Genomic DNA, 24,890 nt, shown 5'->3' with positions numbered 1-24,890 from the left:
GTGGCATTCGGATTTTTTGGGAGGAGAATTCATGAATCGCATACAGAAATTCGCAGCATTGGCCGCCGTCGCGATGATGGCCGCCGGAACCACCGCATCGGCGCGCGAACTGCGCCTTGCACCGGGAGGGCCGCCGGCTCACCCGGCCTATTACATGTATGAGCATTTCGCCGAAAACATCGCCGAAAACTCCGGCGGCGCCATGACCGGGCTGATCCTGGGGCCGGAAGTCGTGTCTCTGCCGCAGATGAAGGACGCGCTGCAGACCGGGTTGGTGGACGCCGGCAATGTCCTGCCGCTTTATTTCCCGGCCGACATGGAAGTCACCGGCATTGCCGGCGATCTGGCGCTGATCGGCCGCAACCCGCATGCCATGGCCATGGCGATGACCGAATATGGCATGACCTGCGAACCCTGCCAGAAAGAGTTCAAGAAGCTCGGCATGGTCTTCCTCGGGGCCGGTTCGTCCAATGTCTACAATCTGATCACCACCAAACCCGTACGCACCGCCGATGACCTGAAGGGCATGCGGCTTCGCACCGGCGGCGCGCCCTATTCGCGCTGGGCGGAGAATTTCGGCGCAACGCCGGTCAATATCGGCGTCGGCGACACATTCGAGGCGATGAGCCAGGGCACGATCGACGGCACCATGGCGTCGACTGTCGACCTCTTGTCGTTCCGGCTGATCGATATCGCCAAAGAGGTCACCATTGTCCCGATCGGCACCTACCACGTAACCTCGAACTTCACGGTGGGCCTCAACACCTGGCGCGCGTTTTCCGACGAGGAGCGTGAGGAAATCGGCATGGCAGCCGCTCGGGCCAATTTCGACCTGACCGACCGCTGGGCGTTCCAACTACCGTCTGCTGCGGAAGAGGCGCTGGCCAAGACCGATATCGAGGTGATCGAGCCCGATCCGGCCTTCCTCGAAGCCTCCGAGGCCTTTGCCGCCCAGGATGTGAAGGACCGCACGGCGCTTTCGGGCGAAGAGGCGGTCTACTTTACCGAACTGGTGGAGAAATGGACCGCGATTGCCGAGGAAGTCGGCAATGATCCCGATGCGCTGGCCGAGCGCATGATCGATGAAGTCTGGAGCAAGATCGACTTTTCAACCTACGGGATGTGAGGCCTGACGACAATTCGGGGCGCGGCGGCCGGAAGACCGGCGCGCTCCATGAATGCGTATGAACAGCCATTCCTGTCCAGCTCTGGAGCCTCTTGATGACCGCACTCCTTCGGCTCGCCGCCGTGGTCGCGCGTATCCTGGCCTTCATCGGCGCCGCCGGCGTCGTGTTGATGATGATCCATATCAGCCTCGATGTGGCGCTGCGCAATCTGTTTCGCATCTCGCTCCCCGTCACGACCGAGATGGTGGCGCGCTACTACATGGTGGCAACCGCCTTTCTGCCGCTGTCCTGGCTGGAGCTGCGCCGTGAGATGGTATCCGTCGAACTGTTTGAATTCGCCATGACGCGTGCCGTTCGCCGCGTCTCCGATGCGGCGGTCTGTCTTCTGTCAGCGGCCGTTTATGCGAGTCTTGCCTGGACCACCTGGAATTCGGCGCTCTCCAATTTCCGTTCCGGCACCTATGTGGAGCTCGCCTCGATGAAAATGCCGGTCTGGCACAGTTATTTCCTGCCGCCGGCAGGCTTTGCCATTGCCGCCGCGACCTGCCTGCTTCTGGCCTTCCATGACCTTCAGCCGGCGGCATCGGAGGATGCGGCATGAACCCCGAAGTCGGATTTGTCGGCATTGGCGTTCTCATCGTCCTGCTTCTTCTGCGCGTGCCGGTGGCCATGGCGCTGATTGCCGTTTCCTTTGGCGGCATCACTGCGCTTCTCGGCGTCACGCCGGCCTTCGGCATCCTGTCGAACACGCCCTATTCCTTCGTCGCCAGCTGGACGATGTCGGCGGTGCCGATGTTTCTGCTGATGGGGTTTGTCGCCTTTCACTCAGGCCTGACCGGCGGGTTGTTTGCTGCCGCCAAGGTGGTGCTGCGCCGCCTGCCGGGCGGGCTGGCGGTCTCGTCGATCTTTGCCTGTTCCGGTTTTGCCGCCGTTTCCGGCTCCTCGCTTGCCTGCGCCGCGGCCATGGGGAGAATTGCCATTCCGGAAATGGTCGCAGCCGGCTATCGCCCCTCGATCGCGGCTGGCTCGATTGCCGCCGGCGGCACGATCGGCGCGCTGATCCCGCCTTCGATCCTGATGATCATCTACGGCGTCTTCGCCGAGACCTCGGTTACCCAGGTCTTCATCGGTGGCATCGGCATCGGTGTCCTCACCGCCATCGGCTATTGCCTCGTCATCATCGGCATCAGCCTTTTCCGTCCGGACCTCGTGCCGTCCCGTGATACGTCGCCGGTCAGCGCGGAAGGCCGCGCAGCCATCCTTCAGGTGATCCCGCTCACCGTTCTGGTGCTGTTGATTTTCGGCGGCATGTTCTCGGGGCTTTTCACGGCAACGGAAGCCGGGGCGGTCGGTGCGCTCGGCACCATCCTGCTTGCCGCCGTCACCGGGCGGCTGACGAAATGGAGCTTTACCCATTCGCTGATCGATACGGTGACCTCCACCGGCGCGCTGTTCATCATCGGCGTGGGGGCTGCGATGTTCACCCGCTTTCTCGGGGTCAGCGGCTTGTCGCACTTCCTCTCGTCGTTCGTTGCCGATGCCGATCTCGGCTATTTCAAGCTGATGCTGATCATCGTCCTGATCTATCTGGCGCTCGGCACCTTCATGGAGCCCTTCGGCGCCATGCTGACGACGCTGCCGATATTCCTGCCGATCCTGCGCGCCGAGGGCATCAGCCTTGTCTGGTTCGGCGTCGTGGTGGTGAAGATGCTGGAGATCGGCATGATCACGCCACCAGTCGGCATGAACGTCTTCGTCATCAAGAACGTTGCCGGCAAATATGTCTCGATCGCGCAGGTCTTTGCCGGCGTCCTGCCCTTCATCGTCATGGATCTGTTCGTAATCGCGCTGGTGATAGCCGTACCGTCGGTGGTGATGTTTCTGCCGGATCTTTTGAAGTGAGCGCCGGGCTATGCCGATGGGCCGGCTTTGCGAAAGTCGTTGCCCGCCGCCTGTTCCAGTGCCGCCACGAACCGACGCTGTTCGGCCGTCGGCGTCACATTGGTGCGCATCGAAACGCCGACCGGGCCGCCAAGCAGATCGTCATCAATGGCAAGGGTGGCCAGCGTTCCGCCTTCAAGCTCGTCGCGCACCACGCCCTCGGAGATGAACCAGATCGTGTCGGAATCGAGCACCACCCGCCGCCCGAAGGCGAGCGCCACGCTCTCGAAGGCGGGCTCCGGCTGGGCGAGGCCAAGCGCATGGAGATAGGCGGTCACCAGCGGCGCGATCACAGCGCCCGGCGGCGGCAGCATCAGAGGATAGTTTCTCAGGCTCTCGGCATCGGGCATTTTTCCGTCGAGCGGATGGTCGCGGCGCACCACCGCAACGATCCGCTCCGAATAGAGCTGGCGGAAGGACAGCCCCTCCATCAGCGCCGCCGAGGCCATGCGGCCGACAACCATGTCGAGCGCGCCTTCGCGCAATTGGGAGAGAAGCAGCCAGTTGGGGCCGGTGGTGACCCGCAGCATGCATTCGGGTGCGGTTTGGCGAAGCGTCAGGGCCGCCTGCGGCACCAGCGACGTCGAGGCGGTCGGCAACGCGCCGACAACAAGGCGAGTGCGCTGCGGGCGCCCCTCGCGCACCAGATCCTGGGCGCGGGTCAGGTTTGCAAGCGCCTGCCCGCCATATTGCTGAAAGATCTTGCCCGCACGCGTCAGCGTCAGCCGGCGGCCGGAGCGGTCGAACAGCTCGACGCCGAGGATTTCCTCCAGCTCGCGGATGGTTTTCGAAACGGCTGGCTGGCTGATGTGAAGCGCGTTTGCCGCACCGCTCAGCGATCCGCGCCGCGCGGTTTCCAGAAAACAGCGCAGATGGCGCATGCGCAGACGAGGATTGAGCATCATTTAACCTATAGGTTATGCTATTTTCCCTTGAATATAATTTTTTATGCCTCTCGGCTATGGCAAAACAGGCTGGGAGGAACCGCATGATCATTCAATCGGATGGCACCGCACTTCATGTGCGCCAGGACGGACCGCAAGACGGACACGCCGTTTTGTTCATCAATTCGCTGGGAACCGACCTCAGGGTCTGGGACCGGCTCCTGCCGCACCTGCCCAAGGGGCTTCGGCTCGTGCGCCATGACAAGCGCGGCCACGGGCTCTCCGGTCTCGGTCCCGCCGGAGCCAGCCTTTCCATCGAAACTCTTGCCGATGATGTGATCGCCATTTGTGAGACGTTGCAGCTTGAAGATGTCACGCTGGTCGGTCTTTCGATCGGCGGACTGATCGCGCAGGCGGTCGCGTTCAAGCGTCCGGATCTGGTTCGCGCCATGGTGCTGATGGATACGGCGATGCGGATCGGAAGCGCCGAAATGTGGGGCGAGCGCATCGCAGCCCTAGAAGCTGGCGGCATAGCCTCTATTTCCGACGCCGTTCTGGCGCGCTGGTTTGCGCCGGAGTTACTTGCTTCGCCGGAAGCCGCCATGTGGCGCGCCATGCTGGAGCGGACCCCGCTTGACGGCTACATCGCGTGCTGCAGGGCGCTGGCCGGCGCCGACTACACGGCACGCGCGGTGGAGGTGAAATGTCCGGTGCTTGCGCTCTGCGGCGCGCTCGATGGTTCCACCCCGCCCGATCTCGTGCGCGAGACCGCTGTCGCTTATAACGCACCGTTTCACCTGATCGACGACGCCGGCCATCTGCCGCCGGTGGAACAGCCGGAGGCCGTTGCCGCCCTTCTGTCCGGTTTCCTGCGACAGACGGCCGATCATGCCGATGGCGGACGCCATGCGGCCGGCATGCAGGTTCGTCGCGCGGTTCTGGGTGATGTCCATGTGGACCGCGCGGAGGCAGCCAAGACACCGCTCGACGATGCCTTTCAAACACTGATTACCGAAAGCGCCTGGGGCACGGTCTGGGCGTCTGATGCGATCACCCGCCGGGAGCGTTCGATGCTGACGCTGGCGCTTCTCGCCGCCACAGGCAATTTCGAGGAAATCCCGATGCATATCCGCGCGACTGCCCGCACGGGCGCCAGCCGGCAGGACGTGGTGGAAGCCTTTCAGCATGTCGCGATCTATGCCGGCGTGCCGCGCGCCAATCATGCCTTGAAACTTGCGAAGGCGGCCTTTGCCGCAATGGAGGAGAATGACGATGACTGATCTGGGACCCCTGATCCCGCGAAACCGGATGGTTCATCCCCCGGCCTATACGCCGGGCTACAAGACCTCGGTCGCCCGCTCGCCGAACCTGCCGCTCCTGTCGCTGGAAAGCGGCCCCTCGGAGGAGACCGGCCCGGTTTTTGGCCATAACCAGCTTGGGCCGCTGGACAACAATCTGATTCTCAACTGGACGAAGGGCGAGGCGCCGGCCGTCGGCGAGCGCATTCTGGTCTATGGCCGCATCATGGATGAACGCGGCAAGCCGGTGCCCGAAACGCTGATCGAGATCTGGCAGGCGAACGCCGGCGGGCGCTACCGCCACAAGAAGGATACCTATTTCGCACCACTTGATCCGAATTTTGGCGGCTGCGGGCGTACGATCACCGATGCCGAGGGCAATTACCAGTTCCTCACCATCCGGCCCGGCGCCTATCCCTGGCCCAATGGCGGCAATGACTGGCGGCCGATGCATATCCACGTTTCGGTCTACGGCCACAGCTTCGGCCAGCGGCTGATCACCCAGATGTATTTCGAGGGCGATCCGCTGATCCCGCTCTGTCCGATTGCCAATACCGTTCGTCAGCGCGGCGATCTCGACGGGCTCGTCGCACCGCTCGACATGAACATGTCGCGGCCGCACGATTTCCTGGCCTACAAGTTCGACATCGTGCTGCGCGGCCGTCGCCAGACCATGTTCGAAAACAAGATGGAGGGCATGTGATATGGTCCAGAAACTTCAAAACCTGCAGGAAACGGCATCCCAGACCGCTGGTCCATATGTCCATATCGGCCTGATGCCGACCTATGCCGGCAATCCGGGATCCTATGAGCGGGAGATCGGCGAAAGCGCCATTTCGGAAGGAGCAAAAGGCGAGATCATCGAGATACGCGGCCAGGTGTTCGACGGAACGGGCAACGCGATCCGCGATGCCATGCTGGAGAGCTGGCAGCCGGATGCCGCCGGCATTTTCCCCGGCCAGCCGGGTGCGGATCCCGCTGTTTCCGGCCTCTGCCGCTTTGCCGCCGATGCAGACAGCGGCGAATTCGTGCTGAAGACGGTCAAGCCCGGCGCCTTCAAGGGCAGAGGCGGTTCGCACAACGCGCCGCATATCTCGCTGTGGATCGTCGCGCGCGGCATCAATATCGGCCTCAACACCCGTGTCTATTTCGATGATGAGGACAATGCCGATGATCGTATCCTCAAGGCCGTCGAATTGAAGCACCGGGTGCCGACGCTGATCGCGAAGAAGACCGGCGACGGGCAATATCGCTTCGACATCCACCTTCAGGGCGAAGGCGAAACGGTGTTCCTGGATATCTGACAGGGACGTCACGTCGATTTTGCGGCCGTTTCGGGTTGACAGAGGCGTCTTCTCTCTGTCGTCATCGGGCTGACCCGAGGGTTTAGCCCCTTTCCGCGGGAGAGACGTTGGCGATCGTCCCGCATCCCGTTTTTCAAGGAGCTTCACGCGTGGCCCTATCGGCATTCGATCATCCCTGGCTCGGCGGCTACTTCGGCGATCCGGAGACCGCCGCGATCTGGTCGCCGGAACGGCAGCTGCGGCATATGCTGGCATTCGAGGCAGCCTGGAGCCGGGCGGGTGGCGCCTGCGGGTTCTTCGATGCAGCAGAGGCGGCGAGGGCGGCCGCGGCGATCGAGGACGCCGATATCGCACCCGAGGCGCTCAGGGCTGGCATGGCAGCCGATGGCGTGCCGGTGCCGGCATTGCTTGCCATCCTGCGAGAGAGCGTGCCGGCGGCGGCTCTCCACACCGGCGCGACCTCTCAGGATGTGGTCGACACCGCCCTTGCCCTGACCCTGCGAGAGACAACCACGCTTTTTCTTGACCGTCTCAAAGCCTTGGCCGCGGCCCTCGACGCGCTTGAGCGCGCTTTCGGCGACGCCGTTATCATGGGACGGACGCGCATGCAGGCGGCAACCGAAATCGCCGCGCGCGAGCGGATCGCGACTTGGCGGCTGCCGCTTGACGCGCATGCCGATCGTCTGGAGGCACTCAGACCCTGCGTCGAAAAGGTGCAGATCGGCGGCGCCGCCGGCAACCGCGCCGCCCTTGGCAGCAACGCGGTTGCCATGGTCACCGCCGTCGCCGAGGAGCTTCGGCTTCACCCCAGCGAGAAAGCCTGGCACGCCATGCGCGAGGGGGTCGCCGATTATGCCTCGACGCTCTCGCTGATCACGGGGACGCTCGGCAAGATGGGGCAGGATGTGGCGCTGATGGCCCAGCAGGGCATTGACGAGATCGCCCTTTCCGGCGGCGGCGGGTCGTCCGCCATGCCGCACAAGAACAATCCGGTCCTGGCCGAACTCCTGGTCACGCTTGCCCGCTTCAACGCGGTGCAGGTCTCCGGCCTGCATCACGCCCTTGTCCATGAACAGGAGCGGTCGGGCGCGGCCTGGAACCTCGAATGGATGATCCTGCCGCAGATGGCGCTTGCAACCGGCCGGTCGCTTGCAGCGGCGCTCGAACTTTGCGGCAAAGTTGAGCGGATCGGCAGAGGGTGAGGGCGGCAGCGCGGTTTTGCCTCAGAAGGTCGGTTCACTCAGCGCAGGAAGCCATGACCGGTTTGAAACCCGGGGGCGCGAAGAAAGGGGGCCAGGGCGACGCGCGGCGTTGTCGCCGGAGGAAACTTGCGCCGCCCTCTATTGCTCAGGCCTTGACGGTCAGGCCATGTGGATCGACTTGGTCTCCAGATAGTTGGCCAGTCCCTCAAGGCCGCCCTCGCGGCCCATGCCCGATTGCTTGAACCCGCCGAAGGGCATGCGCGGATCGACGATCACGCCGTTAACGGTGATATTGCCGGCCCGCACCTGCCGGGCAAGATGGAAGGCGCGCTCCGGATCGCCGGCATAGATCGAGGCGTTGAGGCCGTAGACGCTGTCATTGGCCTTGCGGATCGCATCGGCCTCGCCGTCATAGGCAATGATCGAGACGACCGGGCCGAAGATCTCCTCCTGGGCGATGCGCATCGAGGGGTCGACATCGACAAAGACGGTCGGCTCGACGAAATAGCCCTTGTCGAGGCCGGCCGGTCGACCGCCGCCGCAGGCAAGCGTCGCGCCCTCGCTGCGACCGAGATCGATGTAATTGGTCACCCGGGCATATTGCTCGGCCTTGGCCAGCGGGCCCATCAGCGTTGCCGGGTCCATCGGATCGCCGACGGTGACGCCCTTGAGCGCGCCGACATAAAGATCGACAAATTCCTGCTTGCGGGATTCGGGCACCAGAATGCGGGTGAGCGAGAAGCAGACCTGCCCGGTGATCGGCATGGTGTAGACCATCAGCGAGGGGAGTGCTGCGGCGAAATCCGCATCCTCCATCAGAACCGCCGCTGATTTGCCGCCGAGTTCCAGGCTGACGCGGGCCAGACGTTCGGAGCATGCGGCTGCGATCTTCTTGCCGGCGGCGGTGGAGCCGGTAAAGGCCACCTTGTCGATGCCGGGATGGCGCACGAGATGATCACCCCCTTCGCGGCCCGCTGGCACAAGGTTGAAGACGCCGCGCGGAAGGCCCGCCTTCTCGATGCATTCAGCCAAGATATAGGCTTCCAGCGGCGTTTCCGGCGAGGGCTTGGCCACCATGGTGCAGCCGGCGGCGAGCGCTGCGGAGACCTTGTAGGTCAGAAGCACCAGCGGCGCGTTCCACGGCGTGATCGCGCCGACGACGCCGACCGGTTCCTGCACCACGCGGGTGACCCCGCCGTCGAGCCGGTCGCGCGGATCGACGAAGGGATAGGTCTCTATGATATCGGCGTAATTGTCGAAGAGCAGCGGGCTCTGGCCGGCGAGTTTCTTCGTCAGCGAGATCGGCGCGCCCATCTGCCATGTCCAGTCATGGGCGACATCGTCCAGCCGTTCGCGCAGATGTTCGGCGACCTTGCGCAGATAGCGGGCCCGCTCCGCCGGCGCCATATGCGGCCAGGGGCCGTTGTCAAAGGCTTCGCGCGCGGCTGCAACCGCATGGTCGATATCCGCCGCCGAGGCTTCCGGATAGGTCATCACGACCTCCTCGGTGACCGGCGAGACAATATCGATCTTTGCCGACGACAAGGGTGCAACCCATGCGCCGTCGATGAAGAACTTGTCCGGCACGCGTGATGCCGCCTGTTTTACGTCCTGTGCAATATTCATTGGTCCTCTCCTCCCTTGTTCAGACCATGATGTGCCATTCTACAACCCTGGAGCGCGTTTGGCCCGCAAAACCTGCAACGCATAAGGGATAGGCTGTCAGCCGCCAAGGTCTTCCGGTTCGGCAAGGCTGTGGCGGCGGCAGGCTGCGGTCAGCGCGCTTGACCATGCCCCACCGCGCCGCGCAGCCTTGCCGCAAAGGTCTTTCCGTCAATGATCTTTGCGGTCACCTTCTCCTCCCTGGGTGTGTGTTTACACAGCCGGCAGGCGGGGACTCATCGGGTCGCCGATCCGCCCGGCCTGAAACGTATCGGGCAGGGGCGTCAGCTCGATTTCTGCGACAATGCCCGCCTTGCGGAAGGGATCGCCCTCCGCGAAGGCCTCCGCATCGGCGCGGGTTTTTGCTTCCAATATGCCGAAATTGCCGCAGGAGCGGCCGTCCTCGCCGAGGAGTGCTGAGCCGATCAGCACCGAGACCAGGCCGTTGCCGCCGGAGGACACCCATTCGCGGTGCTGCGGGCGGATTTTTTCGCGCAACTCATGGACATCCGGATTGTTCAGGCAGCGCATCAGGAAAAACGCCATCACGCATTCTCCAGCACGACCATGCCGGCGCCGGTCAGCGAGGCGGGGGCGTAATAATGCCGGTGCTTCATTTCCACGTGCGGGTTCATGGCCGCGCGCATCACCAGCCACATGATCAGTTCCGCCCCTTCCGAGCCGAACTGGTCGACATAGTCCTTGCGGCTCATGTTCCGGTATTTCTCGTAGTCATTGGCGATGCCGTCGAGCCAGGCCTCGTCGGCCTCGCGGTTGATAAAGCCTGCGCGACTGCCCTGAAGCTGGTGGGAAAGCCCGCCCGTGCCCATGATCACCACGCGCTCATCGCCGGGAAAACTCTCGATCGCCCGGCGCAGCACCTTCCCCATTTCCCAGCAGCGCTGCGGGGTGGGGATTGGGTACTGGATGGTGTTGACCCAGATCGGCACCACCTTGACCGGCCAGTGTTCGGGGCGGCCGAAGAACAGTTCCAGCGGCACCTGAAGCCCATGGTCGACCTCGATCTCGCGGCAGACCAGCGGGTCGAAATGGTTTTCCACCATCGTGTCGACGATATGCCATGAGAGATCGGCGGCGCCTTCGAAGTCGGGCACGTCGCGCGGTCCCCAGCCCTCGTCCACCGGCTTGTAACTATCTGCCACGCCGATGGCGAAGGTCGGCACGCGGTCGAGGAAGAATGTGTTGCCATGATCGTTGAAGATCACGACCGCAACGTCGGGCTTCTTGTCCGCCATCCACTTCTTGCCCGGAATATAGCCGTCGAAGAAGGGCTTCCAGTCGGGCGTTTCGGCAAGGCCCTTGTCGAGCGCCACGCCGATGGAGGGTACGTGGCTGGTGCCAACGCCGCCAATGATTTCGGCCATTACATCTTCCCCAGTCTTGACTTGAGAAATTCGTCCTGGCTCATGCCGGCCTGGGCTGCGCCGATTTCGGCCATGCTCGCCGGATCGACCGCCGCGATCTTCAGGATGAAGAACAGATTGCCGCCAAGCGCCACCATCTTGTGCCAGTCGCGGCTCATCACCGCCTGTTTCTCCGCCTCGCCGAGGCCGAAACTGTCGAGAAAGGCTTCCTCGTCGGCCCTGAAGGCCGCGCGGTTTTCCGGCTTGCCGAGCGCCATCGCCATCTTGTTCATTCGGTAGCCGTTTTTCGAACGCTCACGCTCGAAGAGCGGCGTTTCGGGAATTTCGAGCACGTCAGACATTGAGCTCCTCCTTATGCTGATCGAGCCAGCCGGTAATGGCGGCAACCGTTTCCGCCGGGCGCTCCACGGGCATGAAATGCCCGGCGCCGTCGATGATCTGAAGTTCGGAGACCGCGAGCTTGTCGGCGATCTCGCGATGCTGTTTTTCCGGCGACCAGCTATCCTGCGCGCCGGTGATCAGGAGAACCGGACAGGTGATGTCGGCGATGTAGTCCATCGCGTTCGGGCGCTCCATGATGGCGCGGATCTGGCGGGCGTGAATATCCGGTCCGGCTTTGATCACCATGTCGGTCAGGTCGTCGACGAGCGCCGGGTCCGGCGGAATGCCTTCAGCGAGCATCGGCGGCAGCCATTCGGCGGCAAGGGCCGCCATGTCCTCGTAGCCGCGGGCGATCTTGGCGAGCCGCTTGGGCGCCTCGTTCTCTCCCATGCCGTCATGTCCGGTATTGGCCAGTACGAGGCCGCGCACGCGCTCCGGCGCCTGGCGCGCCAATTCCATGGCAACACGCCCGCCCAGGGAATGGCCGACGGGGATCAGCGGCCCTTCGCTCTCGCGCAGAAGCCGGGCCGCCATGTCCTGGATGGTCGGGTCGCGGGTGATGTCGACGTTGGCCACGGACAGCCATTCCGGCGCGGCCTGGGCAACAGCGCGCCAGACGCGGGCGTCGGAAACCAGGCCGGGAATGAGAAGCAATGTGGTCATGAGTGGCCCTCCCAGCGCCATCGTGAATACATTTTCTGTAGCGATAGCGAAAAATTCGGGAAAAATCAACCAAAAACCGCTTTTAATGTATACATTGCTTTAATCGAAAGGCGCTTGAAGCGGGCTGCTAAGTCGGATGATCTTGCTCTGGTCTGTTCTATGTATACATTAGGCATTCATGGCCCGGTCCATCGGGTCGCATCAGGTCGGGAGGTAAGGATGGACAGGCAGACGACGGCAAAGACGCACACGATGCGGGCGCTGGTGGAACTGCGCAAGCGGATCCTGGACGGAGCCATTCCGGGCGGCACGCGGCTGTTCGAGGTGGCGCTCGCCGAGGATCTTCAGATCTCGCGCACGCCGGTGCGCGAGGCGATGTCGCGGCTGGCGGAGGAAGGGCTTCTGGAGCGCGCCCGCAGCGGCGGTTTTCTTGTGCGCAGCTTCGCCTATGCCGATGTGCTGGACACGATCGAACTGCGCGGTGTGCTGGAGGGTACCGCCGCGCGGCTTGCTGCCGAACGCGGGGTGAGCGAGAGGGCGCTGAAGGAAATTTCCACAATCGTGAGGGCGCTCGACGGCTGTGTCGGCGTGTCGCCGGATGACGTTGATTTCGATAGCTATTCGGAATTGAACGGCGAATTTCATAATGCGCTGGCCACCCTGCCGCGCTCGGCCACGCTGGAGCGCGAACTGGCCCGCGCCAAGCAATTGCCGTTTGCCTCGCCCTCTGCCTTCCTGCCGGACAAGACCAAGCTTTCCGATTTTCGCAGGTCGCTGCAGGTGGCTCAGGAGCAGCACCGTGAAATCGTCACTGCGATCGCCCAGCGCCAGGGCTCGCGGGCGGAAGCGCTGGCACGCGAACATGCATGTGCCGCGCGGCGGAACCTGGAATACATCTTCTCCAAGGAGCGCAATCGCGTCACCACCGTGCCGGGCCTTGCGCTTGTTGCGCCTGACGACACGATCCTACCCTAAGATCATCGCTATCAATGCGAGAAATTTGCAGGCGGAGAAGTTTTCCGCTTGCATTCTTCAGGTCGCCTTGCAAATGTATGTATACATTATTGATGCTTTGGGAGGAGTTGAAAAGTGGCAGGTCAAAACCTATCGACTGTAATGAAGGGGTTCTCGAATCCTGTTGAGCTTTTGCGGAATTCGCGAGCAGGTATCTATGTATACCCTGTCGTGGCGCCGGAGTTTTCAAACTGGCGCAGCGAACAGATGGCGTGGCGCAACACCGCCGTCCTGTTCGACCAGACCCATCATATGGACGAACTGATCGTCGAGGGCCCGGACGCCGAGGCGTTTCTCGCCTATGTCGGGATCAATGGCTTTTCCAATTTCGATCTCAACCGGGCCAAGCATTTCGTGCCGGTCACGCCGGCCGGTCACGTCATCGGCGACATGATCATCTTCCGCGAACGCGAGGACAAATTCGTCCTGGTCGGCCGCCAGCCGACCGCCAACTGGACCAAGTTCCAGGCCGCCATCGGCAAGTGGAACGTGCGGCTCGTTCACGATCCGCGTTCGGATTCGCGCCCCGAGGGCGAGCGCGTGCTGCGCACCCATTACCGTTTCCAGATCCAGGGGCCGGATGCCAACAAGATCCTCGACGCCATCAATGGCGGGCCGGTTCCCGAAATCAAGTTCTTCCATGTCGACTGGATCAATGTCGGCTCGAAGCGGGTGCAGGCGCTGCGTCACGGCATGGCCGGCGCGCCGGGCCTGGAAATCTGGGGTCCCTATTCCGACAAGGCCTATGTCCTTTCGACCATTCTGGAAGCCGCCGCAAAAACCGGCGTCGATCTGCGCCGCGTCGGCTCGCGCGCCTATTCCACCAACACGCTGGAATCGGGCTGGATTCCCTCGCCTCTGCCGGGCATCTACTCGGGCGACGGCATGATGGCGGACTATCGCGACTGGCTGGGCGCTGACGCCTATGAGGCGGTCGGCTCCATCGGCGGTTCCTTCGTCTCCGACAATGTCGAGGACTACTATACCAACCCCTTCGAGCTCGGTTACGGCTTCTATATCGGCTGGAAGAAGGATGATTTCATCGGCAAGGACGCGCTCGCCAAACTCAAGGACGCGCCGAGCAACCGCAAGAAGGTTACCTTCGAGTGGAACCCGGAAGACGTCGTGAAGGTCATCGCTTCCAGTTTCGAGGAGGGCACGCCCTACAAGTGGATCGATTTCCCGCAGCCCAACTATGCGTCGTCCACGGCCGATATGGTCATGCAGGGCGACAGGATGGTCGGCATGTCGATGTTTAACGGCTATTCCTACAACGAGCGCAGGGTTCTTTCGCTCGGCGTCGTAAGCCAGGATGTCAATGTCGGCGATGTGCTGACGCTGAAATGGGGCGAGCCGGAAGCGACGCAGAAAACCTCGGTGGAGCCGCACAGGCAGGCGGAAATCCGCGTGCGCGTCTCGCCAACGCCCTATGCCGCAGAAGCCCGAGAAAACTATGCCGACAGCTGGCGTACCAAGGCAGGCAGCTGACGCCTTTCTCGTGAAAATCGGCGCCGCCTGCGCTAGGGCGGCTGCCGGCAATAGGGACGCCGCACGGCGCCATGGCGGTTGTTGTCCGCCGCCGGTGGCGGAAACGGCGCAAATCGCGGTTACGGGATTAGGCCGAGGAGGGCCTGTCCGGTCGCGTTTTCCGCAGTGCCGCCCAAGATCGACGCATTATCGCCAAGCGTCCGGCCTTCTTCGCCCGGGCGTAACGAAGAGGAGTTCGGGAGTGTGCCGCAGCCAAGCGGGCTCGCTTAATCTACCAAGTCATGAAACCTGGGGAGGAGAATCATGATCTACAGGTCACTGCGCAGTCTTGCCGTATCCGCCGCGCTTTTCGTCGGCGTCGCCACGGCCTCTTCGGCGGAAGAACTGTCTTTCGCCCATTTCGTTCCACCGCAGCATACCTTGACCGGCTCGGTCATCGAGCCGTTACAGCAGGGCCTCGCCAACGAGGTCGGTGACGAACTGACCATTCGCGTCTATCCGGGCGGCGAACTCGGCAAGGGGCCGCTGGAACAGTATGTCCGCGTGCTTCAGGGCGTTGCCGACATCGTCTGGGGCCTGCCGGGATATACCTCGTCGCAGTTCCCGAAAACCATGATCGCCGAAATGCCGGGCGTGATCGAACTGGGAACACCCGGCTATCCGGCGATCTGGCGCTCGATGGACATGATCAAGGATGAGTTTCCCGGCACCAAGCCGCTGGCGCTGTGGACCTCGGAGCCAAACATTTTCATCATGAAGGACAAGGATATCCGCACGCCCGATGACCTGAAGGGGCTGAAGATCCGCGCCGCTGGCTCGACCACGGCCGCCGTTCTGGAAGCGCTCGGCGCCACTCCGGTGCAGATGCCGGCCGGCGAGATTTACAATGCGCTGCAGACCGCTCTGATCGACGGCGTCGTCACCGGTGCTTCCGCCGTCACCGACTTCAAGCTTTCCGAAGTCGCCGACAGCTACACGATCGGCGCGCCGCTCGGCCGCCTCACCTTCTATGTGGTCATGAGCCAGGCGCGCTATGACGGCCTTTCCGACGAGCAGAAGGCGGCGATCGACAAATATGCCGGCGAATATCTCTCCGAAAGCGCGGAGACGGCGTGGAACCGCGTTGCCGAAGAGACCATTGCCGGCCTTGAGGCCGATCCGGACAAGACCGTGATCACGCTCGATGCCGGTGAGGCGGCAGCCTTTGGCGCGATCACCATTCCGGTGACCGAGGAGATCGTTACCGAGCTTGGCGCTGAGGATGTTCTTGCCTCGATGCGTGGTGAATAAGACCATGCTCGCCACCCTCCGCAGGCTCGCGGACGGGCTGATTTCGCTCTCCGCCCTTGCTGGCACGCTTGGGCTGATCTTCGTGACGCTGATCGTGCTTGCGGACGTGATTGGACGGGCATTCGGCGCGCCGCTTCGCGGCGCGCAGGACTTCTATCAGATGGGCATGGTCATCATCGTCTTCGGCGGCATGGCGCTGTGCGACAAGCTCGGCGGCCATGTCGCGGTCGATGTCTTCGAGGATCATTTCCCTGATGCCTTTAATCACTGGCTCAACATCTTCGCCGCGCTTCTCGGCGCGGTGATCTTCGTCGGCATCGCCTATACCGTCTACGATTCATCGAAACTGTCGCAGATGCTCAAGCTTGCCACCAATATCGTGCGCATGCCCAAATGGTATTTCCAGTGGGCCTTGTCGATCATGGCGCTGATCACCGCCTTCGGCATGGCGCTGCGCGCTGTCGAGCTTGTGCTGTCCGGGCCGTCTCGCGATGCCGGGCGGGAGGTCGGCGAATGAGCGGAGAACTGGTGGGCCTGATCGGCCTTGCCGTCCTGTTTGTGCTGCTGGTGATCCGCGTGCCGGTGGCGCTGGCGATGTTTTCGGTCGGCTTCGCCGGCATCTGGGCGCTCAAGGATCTGAAGGCGGCGATGAGCCTGATGGCCTCGGAAAGCTTCACGCTCGCCTCCTCGGCCGAACTGGTGGTAGTGCCGTTATTCATCCTGATGGGCAATGTCGCCTCGGTGACGGGCATGAGCGGCAGACTTTACGACGCGGCCTACGCTATCGTCGGTCGGTTTCGCGGCGGGCTGGCTTCGGCGACAGTGCTCGGCTGCGCCGGGTTTGCCGCACTTTCCGGCTCTTCGGTCGCCTCGGCGCTGACCATGGGCAAGGTCTCCATGGCCGAGATGGACCGCTTCAACTACGACAACCGGCTTTCGACCGGGGTGGTCGCCGCCGGCGGCACGCTCGGCATCCTGATCCCGCCCTCGACCGGTTTCGTGATCTACGCGATCCTGACGCAGCAGTCGATCGGCCGGCTGTTTCTGGCGGGTGTCCTGCCGGGCATCCTGCTGCTTTCGATGTTCATTGCCACGATCACCATATTGTGCTGGCTTAGGCCCGGCTTCGGTCCCGCCGGCCCGCGCACGACGATGGGTGAAAAGACCAGGAAACTCGTCGGTGCGTTTCCGGTGCTGCTGGTCGTGATCCTGACGATCGGCGGCATTTATGCCGGGATCTTCTCGCCGGTGGAGGCGTCGGCAGTCGGCGCCGGGCTGATCATCGTCATCGGCGCAGCGACGGGCAAGCTCTCGCCTAAAGCCTTCTGGATGGCGGCCAAGGATTCGGTGGTAACCACGGCAGCGGTCATGCTGATCCTGATTTCCGCCCATATCCTCAACCCGTTCCTGGCGCTCACCCATATTCCCGATCTGGTCGGCACCTTTCTTTCGGGTCTGGAGGTCGGACCGATCACGGTTCTGGCGCTGATCCTGCTGACCTATCTGATCCTCGGCTGCTTTCTCGAAGGCTTTGCCATGCTGGTGCTGACCATGCCGATCTATTTTCCGGTGATCTCGCAATTGGGAATCGATCCGATCTGGTTCGGCGTGCTGGTGGTGCTGACGCTGGAGATGGGCCTGATTTCGCCGCCGGTGGGCGTCAATGTTTTCATCGTCAAATCGGTGGCGCGCAATGTGCCGCTCGCCCGCATCTTCGCCGGGGTCACCCCGTTCTGGTTTGCGATGCTGGCAACGCTGGTGGTGCTGATTGCCTTCCCGCAGATCACGCTGATCCTGCCGAATACGATGATGAACTAGCAGCGCCGACAGGGCGCGACCGGCAATGCCGTGAAAAGATAAACGATGCTTTTGACTGCCGGCGCCGGATGCGACGGCGGCAGAGGACGTGTGCGCCTGAAAACGGCCAATGAGTCCGCGTTGCGACAAATGAATAGCTGATCGAGTCCCGTCCGAAAAGGGCGGAGATACCAGACTGTCTGAGGGGGTGGAATTATGCGCCCCGATCCGGAGGAGAACCTTGCGATGAAATCCTATGTCCTGACCATCAAATGCGCGAACCGTCCCGGCATTGTTGCCGCTGTCGCCACACTGCTTGCCCGCGCCGACGGCGACATCACCGAGGCGCGACAGTTCGACGACGCCACAAGCGACACATTCTTCATGCGCGTTGTCGTGGCCTATCCCGGAAATGAGGTTGCGCTGCGTGCCGAGATGGAAAACATCGCCGCAGAATACGGCATGACCTGGGAATTATGGGACATGGCGCGGCGGCCGAAAGTGGCGATGATGGTTTCGAAATTCGACCATTGTCTCGGTGACCTGCTCTATCGCAACCGGATCGGTGAACTGGATATGGAAGTGGTGGCGATTGCCTCCAACCATCCCAAGGAAGCGCTGAACCTCACCTTGATGGGCGATATTCCCTATCACCACCTGCCGATCACGAAGCACACCAAGCCCGAGCAGGAAGCCAGGATCAAGGCGCTGGTCACCGAAACCGGGGCGGAGCTGGTGGTTCTCGCCCGCTACATGCAGATCCTGTCCAACGATCTATCCGCCTTTCTGTCGGGGCGATGCATCAACATTCATCATTCCTTCCTGCCGGGTTTCAAGGGAGCGAAGCCCTATCACCAGGCTTTTGAGCGCGGCGTAAAAATGATCGGCGCGACGTCGCATTATGTGACGGAGGATCTCGATGAAGGTCCGATCATCGCCCAGGACGTCGAGGCGGTCTCCCACGCCGACACGCCGGAGGATCTTGTCCGCAAGGGCCGCGACATCGAGCGACGGGTGCTCGCCAGGGCCGTGACGTTGCATCTCCAGCGCCGCGTGATGCTGAACGGGAAAAAGACGGTTGTTTTCGAAAAATAGCACCTGTCCTCGGCAGGTGCCCTCCGGCGGGAAGCCGGGATGTGCAGGATGCGTGCGAAGCGATGGGATCTCAGTCGCCGTCAACGGCGCGGTGGCCGTCGCAATTGCCAAAGCAATGATTCTTTCGCGTGCATACCGTCCGGTGAAGACCGCCGAAAGAATCTGCGAAAAGCTTGCCAAAAGACCACTTAATGTATACATTTGATTCATCCCAACCTGGAGGAGGGTTTGCGGAATGATTAGATTTCCGGGTCGACGGGGGAAAGGTGACGCCTATGCATGGAGCGCCATTTCGCCTTTATTGGAAGGTTTCTCGATAGAGGTCATGCCGCGTACGGCAGCCAAGGTGGATGATTTCAAGGCGCTCCTGCCAGCCGGAACACGTGTATACATAGCTCATATTGAAGGCACGCCGATCGAAGACATGGTTGCCACCGCAAAGCGGCTGGCCGAGGACGGCTTTCCGGTGATGCCGCATTTCCCGGCCCGCCTCATCAAGGACCGCGCGACACTTGAAGACTGGATCAACCGTTATCAGGGTGAATCCGGTGTCGATCAGGCGCTGCTCCTGGCGGGTGGCGCTGCCGCGCCCATCGGCGACTATCATTCATCGATGCAGTTGATGGAAGCCGGGTTGTTCGACAAGGCGGGCTTCAAGCGGCTTCATGTCGCTGGCCACCCGGAGGGCAACAAGGATATCGATCCCGACGGGTCGACCGGCAATGTCGATGCGGCGCTTCGCTGGAAGCAGGACTTTGCCGAGCGGACCGGCGCCGAGATGGCGATCGTCACCCAATTTGCGTTTGAGGCGGAGCCGGTGCTTGCCTGGATCGAGCGGTTGCGCGCTCATGGTGTTGATCTTCCGGTTCATGCCGGCATTGCCGGCCCCGCCAGGCTTCAAACGCTGATCAAGTTCGCGATCGCCTGCGGCGTCGGTCCCTCGCTCAAGGTGCTGCAGCGTCGGGCCATGGACGTCACCAAACTGGTGACGCCTTACGAGCCGACGGAGGTCCTTGCCGGTTTCGCCCGTGCGGCGAAGCGGGACAGCAGCTCCGCTGTGGCGCAGGTCCATTTCTTTCCGCTCGGCGGCATTGGCGCCTGCGCCAACTGGGCGACGCGTCACATGGCGCCAGCGCCTGCCTCGGCTGCCATCTGACCCCGCTCTACGGCGGCCGGTTCGCGGGAAGCCTTCAGCGATCGACGCAGTAGCGGTCAGCCTCACATTTCACCGAATGCATAACCCGACCGGTCTGTTCACGCGCAAGCGACAGGCCGGGTTTCTCGTCTGTGCGCGGCCCTTGAGGAAAGCTGAATATGGCTTGGGCAAATCTACCAATTCGCGCAGAATGTATACGCAGATGGTCAATAGACTTATTCCAAATCGGAAATAATCGGTGATTTTTTTCGAAAATAACGCAAATTATATTTATTTTCTGCGTATACTGAGCTAAAGTCTAAAAGTGATCAGAGCACTATTTTGTATCAACGTATACATTCTGATCGTTCTCTTCCGCCTGTTTCCTCGTCTGTGATGTCGGGAAAGTGGTAGGTCTGCGGAGGAGCAAGATCGCGACGGCATGGGAACATCGCGTCCCGAAGAGGAGTGCTGCGTGGTCAGGGAGCAATTCCAGCCGGTGAATGAGCCGGCTGCACATGCCCGTTTGGTGCTTGCATCATGGTTTTCGGTTCCGGCGGACGCTGCGTCTCGGCGTCACGGTCCTGCAGGGAAGGGGTGCGGGCGGCAATGCGCCCGGCAGAACTGTTTGCCCGTCAGGGTAACCAGCCCGACCGGCTGGAAGAACCGGTGTGCGCTCATGGTGGACGTTGAGGACGGAGGAGGTCCGGGCGGCCGCGATACTCATCTCAGAGGGAGGAGAACAGATGAAATTCAATGCGATTGTCAGGTCCGCCATGGCGGCGGCATCCGTGGCTGCGATCACGCTGGCGGGCGCCGCGCCCGGTTACGCCGATCCGATCGACCTTGAAGGCGAGACGGTGACGCTGGTGCACAACGTCGCGCCCGGCGGCGCAACCGCCATCAGCGCCCAGGTGCTGGCCGATGCATGGTCAAAGACGATGGCGGGTGACCCGACCATGGTGGTGCAGTCGGTCTCCGGCGGCGCGCTGACCAAGGGTATCGACTATGTCATGGACGCCCGACCCGACGGCAAGACGCTCGGCTATCTCGCATGGCAGGGCACGACCCGCATTCTCGATCCTGAAGTGCTGCAAATCCCGTTCCAGGATTTCGGCGTGATCGCAGGCATCGGCGGATCCAATTTTCTGTTTCACGTCAAAAGCGATGTCGGCGACGGGCTTGAAAACCGCGATGATCTTGTCAATCTCGATAGCGTCACCGTCGGCGTCTATTCGCCGCGCATGACCCAGGGCATGCAGACGGCCGCGGCGCTCGATCTTCTCGGCGTCGACTGGAAGTTCGTCTCGGGCATGCTTGGCGACGGACCTCTTTATGCGGCCCAGCAGCGCGGCGAGATCGACGCCTACCCCGCGACCACCACGCAGTATATCGCCGAACTCGGCGACGGCCCGATCGCCAGCGGCGAGACGATGGCGATATGGCAGATGGGGCCGCTCGAAGCGGATGGTTCGATGAAGCTCGATCCAGCCCTCGAAGGCGTGCCGACCCTCGGCGAATACATCGAAAAGGCGACCGGGAAACCGCCGGAAGGACCGCTCTGGGACCTGATCATGTATCACGCGCAGTCGTCGGCGCCGGTCAACTGGATCATCGTCGCTCCGCCCGGCACGCCGCAGGACCATCTCGACATGCTGCGCGCGAGCTTCGATGAAGCGACCGCCTCGCCGGAGTATCTGGAAGCGGCCACCAAAGTCTATGGCTCGCCGCCGAACATCGTCCATTGGCAGGAGATGACCAAGATCATTTCCGATGTCCAGAACACCTCCGAGGACATCAAGGACACGATGCGCCAGCTGGTCGAGCGGATCGAGCAGTAGCAGGCAGACCGAGGGGCGGCGCAGGCATCGCCGCCCGGAGAATCGGAGCCTGGCAAGGAGCACCGGCGGTCGATCGCGTATTGATGCGATCGCCCCTGCCGTCGGCGATCGCATCGCCGCCAGCGCAATGCGCTCAAGGCCAGGCCTCCCGGTCTCCCAACGGTTCTGCCGGATTGTTTTTGTGACCTTTTTGGAGATTGGCGCTCGCCGTTCGCGGTGGAGCACAATCTGAAGAGGTGTTTGTCATCGGCTTGCCGCATGTGGCGAAGCGATGATCAGCCAAGCTGACCTGGAGCTGGAACTTCATGTTCGAACAATTCATGACGGGACTATCGCTGGTTCTGTCTTTTCCCGGCTTTCTCTATCTGCTGGCGGGCATCGCCGTCGGGTTGTGGCTCGGTGTCGTGCCGGGGCTCGGCGGGGTCACCGGCATGGTGGTGCTGCTGCCGCTCACCTTCGGCATGGACCCGGCCGCAGGCCTTGCCATGCTGCTGGGCATGTTCGCGGTGGTCTCCACCTCCGATACGATCACATCGGTCATGCTGGGCATTCCCGGCACCATCGCCAGCCAGGCGACCGTAATCGACGGCAATGCCATGGCCAAGCGTGGCCTGGCGCAGACCGCCTTCGGCGCCGCCTTCGTCAGCTCGGCCTTTGGCGGCGTGCTCGGCGGTCTGGCCATGGCCGCCTCCTTGCCTTTCGCACTGGCGATCATTCTTGCCTTTGGCTCGCCGGAGTTCTTTCTGCTTTCAGTGCTCGGCCTTCTGATGGTCGGGGCCGTCAGCGGCAATGCGGTCTCCAAGGGTCTGGGAGCGGCGGTTCTCGGACTGATGCTTTCCCAGATCGGCTATCCGGTCGCAAGCTCCATGCCGCGCTATTTCTTTGGCGAACGCTCCCTGCTTGACGGCCTGCCGCTCGTTCCGGTCATTCTCGGCCTCTTCGGCCTGCCGGAAATGATGGACCTTGCCGCGCGACGCACCGCGATTGCCCATCTCAATGACGAACATACGCCCGATGACAGCATTTTCAGCGGCGTTCGCGCGGCGATCCGCAATCGCTGGCTGGTGATCCGCTGTTCGCTGCTGGGTGTTTATGTCGGCATGCTGCCGGCCATCGGCTCGTCCGTGGTCGACTGGCTTGCTTATGGCCACGCCACGCAGAGCTGCAAGACCGATCCGCAATTCGGCAAGGGCGATGTGCGCGGCGTGATCGCGCCGGAAGCGGCCAATAATGCCGTGCTCGGCGGTTCGCTGATCCCGACCCTTGCCTTCGGCATTCCCGGCAGCGGCGCCATGGCGGTGCTTCTGGGCGCGCTGACCATCCACGGCTTCTCGCCGGGCCGCAACATGCTGAGCGACAATCTCGACATTACCTTCTCGATGGTGTGGACGATCATCATCGCCAATATCATCGGCGCCGCCGCGCTGATGATGTGGGGCCGCCAGGTGGCGCGCGCGGCCTTCGTCGACGGCAATTTCATCGTGCCGGCGGTGATCCTTTTCATCTTCATGGGTTCCTGGGTCTGGCAGCCGGGCATGTTTACCTGGATCACGCTTTTGGGCGTTGGCCTGCTCGGTTACATCATGAAGGCGGCGGGCTGGCCGCGCCCGCCATTCATTCTCGGCTTCGTGCTCGGACCTGTCCTCGAAAACGCCATGTCGATCACCTGGCAAAGCTATACGGTGATGGAGGTGGTCACACGCCCGACGGTAATCGGTCTCGTCATCGTGCTGGCGCTGGTCTTCTTCTTCGCCTTGCGCTCGACCCGCCGCGGGCTCGCTGCCCACGCGATCGAGGATACGCAGGAGAGCAAGGCGAGCCTCATCCTGTCATCGTCGCTGGCGCTTTTGCTCGTCGCGCTCTTCGCCGTGGCGGTCTATATGGCGCGCGACTGGAAGCTATTGGCCAAGGTCTCGCCGATGGCCTTTGGCCTGGCGGGCATCGTCATCATGGGCTTTGTGCTGTTCCAGGACCGCAACCGGCTTCAGGTGATTGCCGCCGCGCGGCGGGCGGGCGATGCGCTGGCCGGCGGAACCACGCGGCAATTCATCGCCGCGCATCGGCGTCAGATCATCACCTTCCTGGCGATCGCGCTGATGGCGGTGCTGACGCCATGGGTCGGCACCTATGCCGCGATCCTCGGCTTTGCGGCGGTCTATACCGCGCTTTGGGGCCGGTTCCGGTGGTGGGTGGTTGCCCTCTACACGGCGGGCCTCGGGGCGGTGCTCTACTTTCTTTACGACCGCCTTCTGCATGCCCCGTTCGAATTACCGTTCTTCATGTGATGAGGAGAGAGAAACATGCTCACAGAGCCTGATGCTGAGACAAGACCCGATCCCGCCGTTGGCATCGGCGCCATCGACTGCGACGTGCATCCGCGCAGTCCCGGACAGAAAGATCTGCTTCCCTTCGTCGACAGCTACTGGAAGGACATGATGCCCTATCGCGATATCGGGCATATGGAATTGATGTCCTATCCGTTCTCGACCAGGCCGTTCAGGGCCGAAGGACCAGATGGCGGGGTCGCAAGCCCCGCGCGGCTGGCGGAAGCCCATCTCGACCCGATGGGCCTGTCGGCGGCGATCCTCAATGTCGTCAACGGCGTACAGGCGCTGTTCGATCCCTATATGCAGGCGATGATGTGCCAGGCGACCAATCGCTGGCTGGCGGCGGAGTGGCTGGATCGCGATCCGCGTCTGCGCGCCGCGCTGCTGGTGCCCTTCCGTCATCCGGAAGAGGCGGTTGCGGAAATCAAACGCTATGCCGATGACCGCCGCTTCGTCCAGATCCTGGCGATCTGCATGGGCGACGCGCCGCTTGGCCAGCGCCAGTTCTGGCCGATCTACAAGGCGGCCTCGGACGCCGGCTTTGCCCTTTCGATCCATCCGGGCAGCAATTATCGCCACGCGCCGACGCAATCCGGCTTCATGTCCCACCTTGTCGAGGAACAGGTCAACTGGTCGCAGGGCTTTGCAAGTCAGGCCGCGAGCCTTCTGAGCGAGGGCGTTCTGAGCGAATTTCCGGACATGAAGGTGGTGATGAGCGAAAGCGGGATCTCCTGGCTCTTCGGCGTCTCGTGGCGCATGGCCAAAGACTGGCGCGGCTGCCGCGTCGAGGTGCCGTGGCTGAAGGAGGGTCCGGACAAGATCATGGAGCGGCAGTTGCGCTTCACCCTGCAGCCCTTCGATCTTCCGGTCGATCCGGAGGAAGTTTCGGCCGTCGTCGAATGCATCGGCGGGCCGGAGCTGCTGCTCTATTCCACCGATTTTCCGCATGATCATGGCCCGACCGCCGCCAGATGGCCGGACGGGCTTTCCGCCGATCTCGCCAATGCCATCTGCCGCGAGAATGTTCTTGCCACCTATCCGAGACTGGAGGTCTGA

23 protein-coding genes are annotated in these 24,890 nt (G+C 62.5%); 17 read left to right on the top strand and 6 right to left on the bottom strand.

The features are described from left to right. Positions 1-31 precede the first annotated feature (31 nt). The 3 genes from V6765_RS09395 (at position 32) to V6765_RS09385 (ending at position 3,029) form a co-directional block, all read left to right on the top strand. Complete coding sequence (locus V6765_RS09395) at positions 32-1,126, top strand: C4-dicarboxylate TRAP transporter substrate-binding protein (RefSeq protein WP_448428052.1); 1,095 nt, start codon at positions 32-34, stop codon at positions 1,124-1,126. 95 nt (positions 1,127-1,221) lie between these two features. Continuing rightward, the gene (locus V6765_RS09390; RefSeq protein ID WP_448428050.1) at positions 1,222-1,728 is read left to right on the top strand and encodes a TRAP transporter small permease; all 507 of its coding nucleotides are present in this window, start codon (positions 1,222-1,224) and stop codon (positions 1,726-1,728) included. Then, positions 1,725-3,029, top strand: coding sequence for a TRAP transporter large permease (locus tag V6765_RS09385; protein WP_448428048.1), 1,305 nt, complete (start codon positions 1,725-1,727; stop codon positions 3,027-3,029). The genes V6765_RS09390 and V6765_RS09385 overlap by 4 nt, the downstream gene beginning before the upstream one ends. Positions 3,030-3,037: 8 nt before the next feature. Here the strand turns inward: V6765_RS09385 and pcaQ are convergent, their stop codons facing one another. Then, positions 3,038-3,970, bottom strand: coding sequence for a pca operon transcription factor PcaQ (gene pcaQ, locus V6765_RS09380; RefSeq protein ID WP_448428046.1), 933 nt, complete (start codon positions 3,968-3,970; stop codon positions 3,038-3,040). An 86-nt stretch (positions 3,971-4,056) separates the two neighbouring features. Here pcaQ and pcaDC point away from each other — a divergent pair, with 86 nt between their 5' ends. From pcaDC to V6765_RS09360, 4 genes are all read left to right on the top strand, one after another. Beyond that, positions 4,057-5,232 carry a bifunctional 3-oxoadipate enol-lactonase/4-carboxymuconolactone decarboxylase PcaDC gene (pcaDC, locus tag V6765_RS09375; RefSeq protein WP_448428044.1) on the top strand — a complete coding sequence of 392 codons (1,176 nt, stop codon included), beginning with the start codon at positions 4,057-4,059 and terminating at the stop codon, positions 5,230-5,232. Then, entirely contained in the window at positions 5,225-5,953 is a 729-nt protein-coding gene (gene pcaH / locus V6765_RS09370) for a protocatechuate 3,4-dioxygenase subunit beta (protein WP_448428042.1), read from the top strand. The genes pcaDC and pcaH overlap by 8 nt, the downstream gene beginning before the upstream one ends. A 1-nt stretch (position 5,954) precedes the next feature. After that, entirely contained in the window at positions 5,955-6,554 is a 600-nt protein-coding gene (gene pcaG, locus V6765_RS09365; RefSeq protein ID WP_448428040.1) for a protocatechuate 3,4-dioxygenase subunit alpha, read from the top strand. Between the two features lie 149 nt (positions 6,555-6,703). Next, on the top strand, positions 6,704-7,756 hold the full coding sequence (locus V6765_RS09360) for a 3-carboxy-cis,cis-muconate cycloisomerase (protein ID WP_448428038.1): 1,053 nt from the start codon (positions 6,704-6,706) through the stop codon (positions 7,754-7,756). A 159-nt stretch (positions 7,757-7,915) separates the two neighbouring features. Here the strand turns inward: V6765_RS09360 and V6765_RS09355 are convergent, their stop codons facing one another. The 5 genes from V6765_RS09355 to V6765_RS09335 form a co-directional block, all read right to left on the bottom strand. Next, positions 7,916-9,382: an aldehyde dehydrogenase gene (locus V6765_RS09355; RefSeq protein WP_448428036.1), complete on the bottom strand. Its 1,467-nt coding sequence runs from the start codon at positions 9,380-9,382 to the stop codon at positions 7,916-7,918. A gap of 249 nt (positions 9,383-9,631) precedes the next feature. Continuing rightward, a complete protein-coding gene (locus tag V6765_RS09350) occupies positions 9,632-9,964 on the bottom strand; it encodes a YciI family protein (protein WP_448428034.1) in 333 nt (110 codons plus the stop codon). Further along, entirely contained in the window at positions 9,964-10,803 is an 840-nt protein-coding gene (locus tag V6765_RS09345; RefSeq protein ID WP_448428032.1) for a class III extradiol dioxygenase family protein, read from the bottom strand. Before V6765_RS09345 ends, V6765_RS09350 begins: the two co-directional genes overlap by 1 nt. Continuing rightward, positions 10,803-11,144 (bottom strand): extradiol ring-cleavage dioxygenase, encoded by a 342-nt coding sequence (locus V6765_RS09340; RefSeq protein WP_448428030.1) that lies wholly within the window; start codon positions 11,142-11,144, stop codon positions 10,803-10,805. Before V6765_RS09340 ends, V6765_RS09345 begins: the two co-directional genes overlap by 1 nt. Further along, complete coding sequence (locus tag V6765_RS09335) at positions 11,137-11,847, bottom strand: alpha/beta fold hydrolase (RefSeq protein ID WP_448428028.1); 711 nt, start codon at positions 11,845-11,847, stop codon at positions 11,137-11,139. The genes V6765_RS09340 and V6765_RS09335 overlap by 8 nt, the downstream gene beginning before the upstream one ends. Positions 11,848-12,066: 219 nt before the next feature. Here V6765_RS09335 and V6765_RS09330 point away from each other — a divergent pair, with 219 nt between their 5' ends. The 10 genes from V6765_RS09330 to V6765_RS09285 all read left to right on the top strand — a co-directional run bounded on the left by V6765_RS09330 (position 12,067) and on the right by V6765_RS09285 (position 24,890). Next, complete coding sequence (locus V6765_RS09330; RefSeq protein WP_448428026.1) at positions 12,067-12,822, top strand: GntR family transcriptional regulator; 756 nt, start codon at positions 12,067-12,069, stop codon at positions 12,820-12,822. 114 nt (positions 12,823-12,936) lie between these two features. After that, positions 12,937-14,349 (top strand): vanillate/3-O-methylgallate O-demethylase, encoded by a 1,413-nt coding sequence (ligM, locus tag V6765_RS09325; protein ID WP_448428024.1) that lies wholly within the window; start codon positions 12,937-12,939, stop codon positions 14,347-14,349. Positions 14,350-14,652: 303 nt separating this feature from the next. Beyond that, positions 14,653-15,639: a TRAP transporter substrate-binding protein gene (locus tag V6765_RS09320; RefSeq protein WP_448428022.1), complete on the top strand. Its 987-nt coding sequence runs from the start codon at positions 14,653-14,655 to the stop codon at positions 15,637-15,639. A 4-nt stretch (positions 15,640-15,643) separates the two neighbouring features. Continuing rightward, on the top strand, positions 15,644-16,156 hold the full coding sequence (locus tag V6765_RS09315; protein WP_448428020.1) for a TRAP transporter small permease: 513 nt from the start codon (positions 15,644-15,646) through the stop codon (positions 16,154-16,156). Continuing rightward, positions 16,153-17,457, top strand: coding sequence for a TRAP transporter large permease (locus V6765_RS09310; RefSeq protein ID WP_448428018.1), 1,305 nt, complete (start codon positions 16,153-16,155; stop codon positions 17,455-17,457). The genes V6765_RS09315 and V6765_RS09310 overlap by 4 nt, the downstream gene beginning before the upstream one ends. Before the next feature lie 225 nt (positions 17,458-17,682). Continuing rightward, on the top strand, positions 17,683-18,531 hold the full coding sequence (purU, locus tag V6765_RS09305; RefSeq protein WP_448428016.1) for a formyltetrahydrofolate deformylase: 849 nt from the start codon (positions 17,683-17,685) through the stop codon (positions 18,529-18,531). A gap of 325 nt (positions 18,532-18,856) precedes the next feature. Next, a complete protein-coding gene (locus V6765_RS09300; RefSeq protein ID WP_448428014.1) occupies positions 18,857-19,687 on the top strand; it encodes a methylenetetrahydrofolate reductase in 831 nt (276 codons plus the stop codon). A 725-nt stretch (positions 19,688-20,412) separates the two neighbouring features. Next, positions 20,413-21,507, top strand: a complete 1,095-nt coding sequence (locus V6765_RS09295) for a hypothetical protein (protein ID WP_448428012.1) — start codon at positions 20,413-20,415, stop codon at positions 21,505-21,507. 305 nt (positions 21,508-21,812) lie between these two features. Further along, positions 21,813-23,792: a tripartite tricarboxylate transporter permease gene (locus tag V6765_RS09290; protein ID WP_448428010.1), complete on the top strand. Its 1,980-nt coding sequence runs from the start codon at positions 21,813-21,815 to the stop codon at positions 23,790-23,792. A 15-nt stretch (positions 23,793-23,807) separates the two neighbouring features. Further along, positions 23,808-24,890: an amidohydrolase family protein gene (locus tag V6765_RS09285; RefSeq protein ID WP_448428008.1), complete on the top strand. Its 1,083-nt coding sequence runs from the start codon at positions 23,808-23,810 to the stop codon at positions 24,888-24,890.

This window comes from Martelella sp. FOR1707, from assembly GCF_053484265.1.
This window is presented reverse-complemented; position numbering and strand designations above follow the sequence as displayed.

Bases quoted from the DNA above. Each gene is read 5' to 3' on its own strand.
- V6765_RS09395 (WP_448428052.1), top strand. From the start codon at position 32: ATGAATCGCATACAGAAATTCGCAGCATTGGCCGCCGTCGCGATGATG.
- V6765_RS09390 (WP_448428050.1), top strand. From the start codon at position 1,222: ATGACCGCACTCCTTCGGCTCGCCGCCGTGGTCGCGCGTATCCTGGCC.
- V6765_RS09385 (WP_448428048.1), top strand. From the start codon at position 1,725: ATGAACCCCGAAGTCGGATTTGTCGGCATTGGCGTTCTCATCGTCCTG.
- pcaQ (WP_448428046.1), bottom strand. From the start codon at position 3,970: ATGCTCAATCCTCGTCTGCGCATGCGCCATCTGCGCTGTTTTCTGGAA.
- pcaDC (WP_448428044.1), top strand. From the start codon at position 4,057: ATGATCATTCAATCGGATGGCACCGCACTTCATGTGCGCCAGGACGGA.
- pcaH (WP_448428042.1), top strand. From the start codon at position 5,225: ATGACTGATCTGGGACCCCTGATCCCGCGAAACCGGATGGTTCATCCC.
- pcaG (WP_448428040.1), top strand. From the start codon at position 5,955: ATGGTCCAGAAACTTCAAAACCTGCAGGAAACGGCATCCCAGACCGCT.
- V6765_RS09355 (WP_448428036.1), bottom strand. From the start codon at position 9,382: ATGAATATTGCACAGGACGTAAAACAGGCGGCATCACGCGTGCCGGAC.
- V6765_RS09350 (WP_448428034.1), bottom strand. From the start codon at position 9,964: ATGGCGTTTTTCCTGATGCGCTGCCTGAACAATCCGGATGTCCATGAG.
- V6765_RS09345 (WP_448428032.1), bottom strand. From the start codon at position 10,803: ATGGCCGAAATCATTGGCGGCGTTGGCACCAGCCACGTACCCTCCATC.
- V6765_RS09340 (WP_448428030.1), bottom strand. From the start codon at position 11,144: ATGTCTGACGTGCTCGAAATTCCCGAAACGCCGCTCTTCGAGCGTGAG.
- V6765_RS09335 (WP_448428028.1), bottom strand. From the start codon at position 11,847: ATGACCACATTGCTTCTCATTCCCGGCCTGGTTTCCGACGCCCGCGTC.
- V6765_RS09330 (WP_448428026.1), top strand. From the start codon at position 12,067: ATGGACAGGCAGACGACGGCAAAGACGCACACGATGCGGGCGCTGGTG.
- V6765_RS09320 (WP_448428022.1), top strand. From the start codon at position 14,653: ATGATCTACAGGTCACTGCGCAGTCTTGCCGTATCCGCCGCGCTTTTC.
- V6765_RS09315 (WP_448428020.1), top strand. From the start codon at position 15,644: ATGCTCGCCACCCTCCGCAGGCTCGCGGACGGGCTGATTTCGCTCTCC.
- V6765_RS09310 (WP_448428018.1), top strand. From the start codon at position 16,153: ATGAGCGGAGAACTGGTGGGCCTGATCGGCCTTGCCGTCCTGTTTGTG.
- purU (WP_448428016.1), top strand. From the start codon at position 17,683: ATGAAATCCTATGTCCTGACCATCAAATGCGCGAACCGTCCCGGCATT.
- V6765_RS09300 (WP_448428014.1), top strand. From the start codon at position 18,857: ATGCCGCGTACGGCAGCCAAGGTGGATGATTTCAAGGCGCTCCTGCCA.
- V6765_RS09295 (WP_448428012.1), top strand. From the start codon at position 20,413: ATGAAATTCAATGCGATTGTCAGGTCCGCCATGGCGGCGGCATCCGTG.
- V6765_RS09290 (WP_448428010.1), top strand. From the start codon at position 21,813: ATGTTCGAACAATTCATGACGGGACTATCGCTGGTTCTGTCTTTTCCC.
- V6765_RS09285 (WP_448428008.1), top strand. From the start codon at position 23,808: ATGCTCACAGAGCCTGATGCTGAGACAAGACCCGATCCCGCCGTTGGC.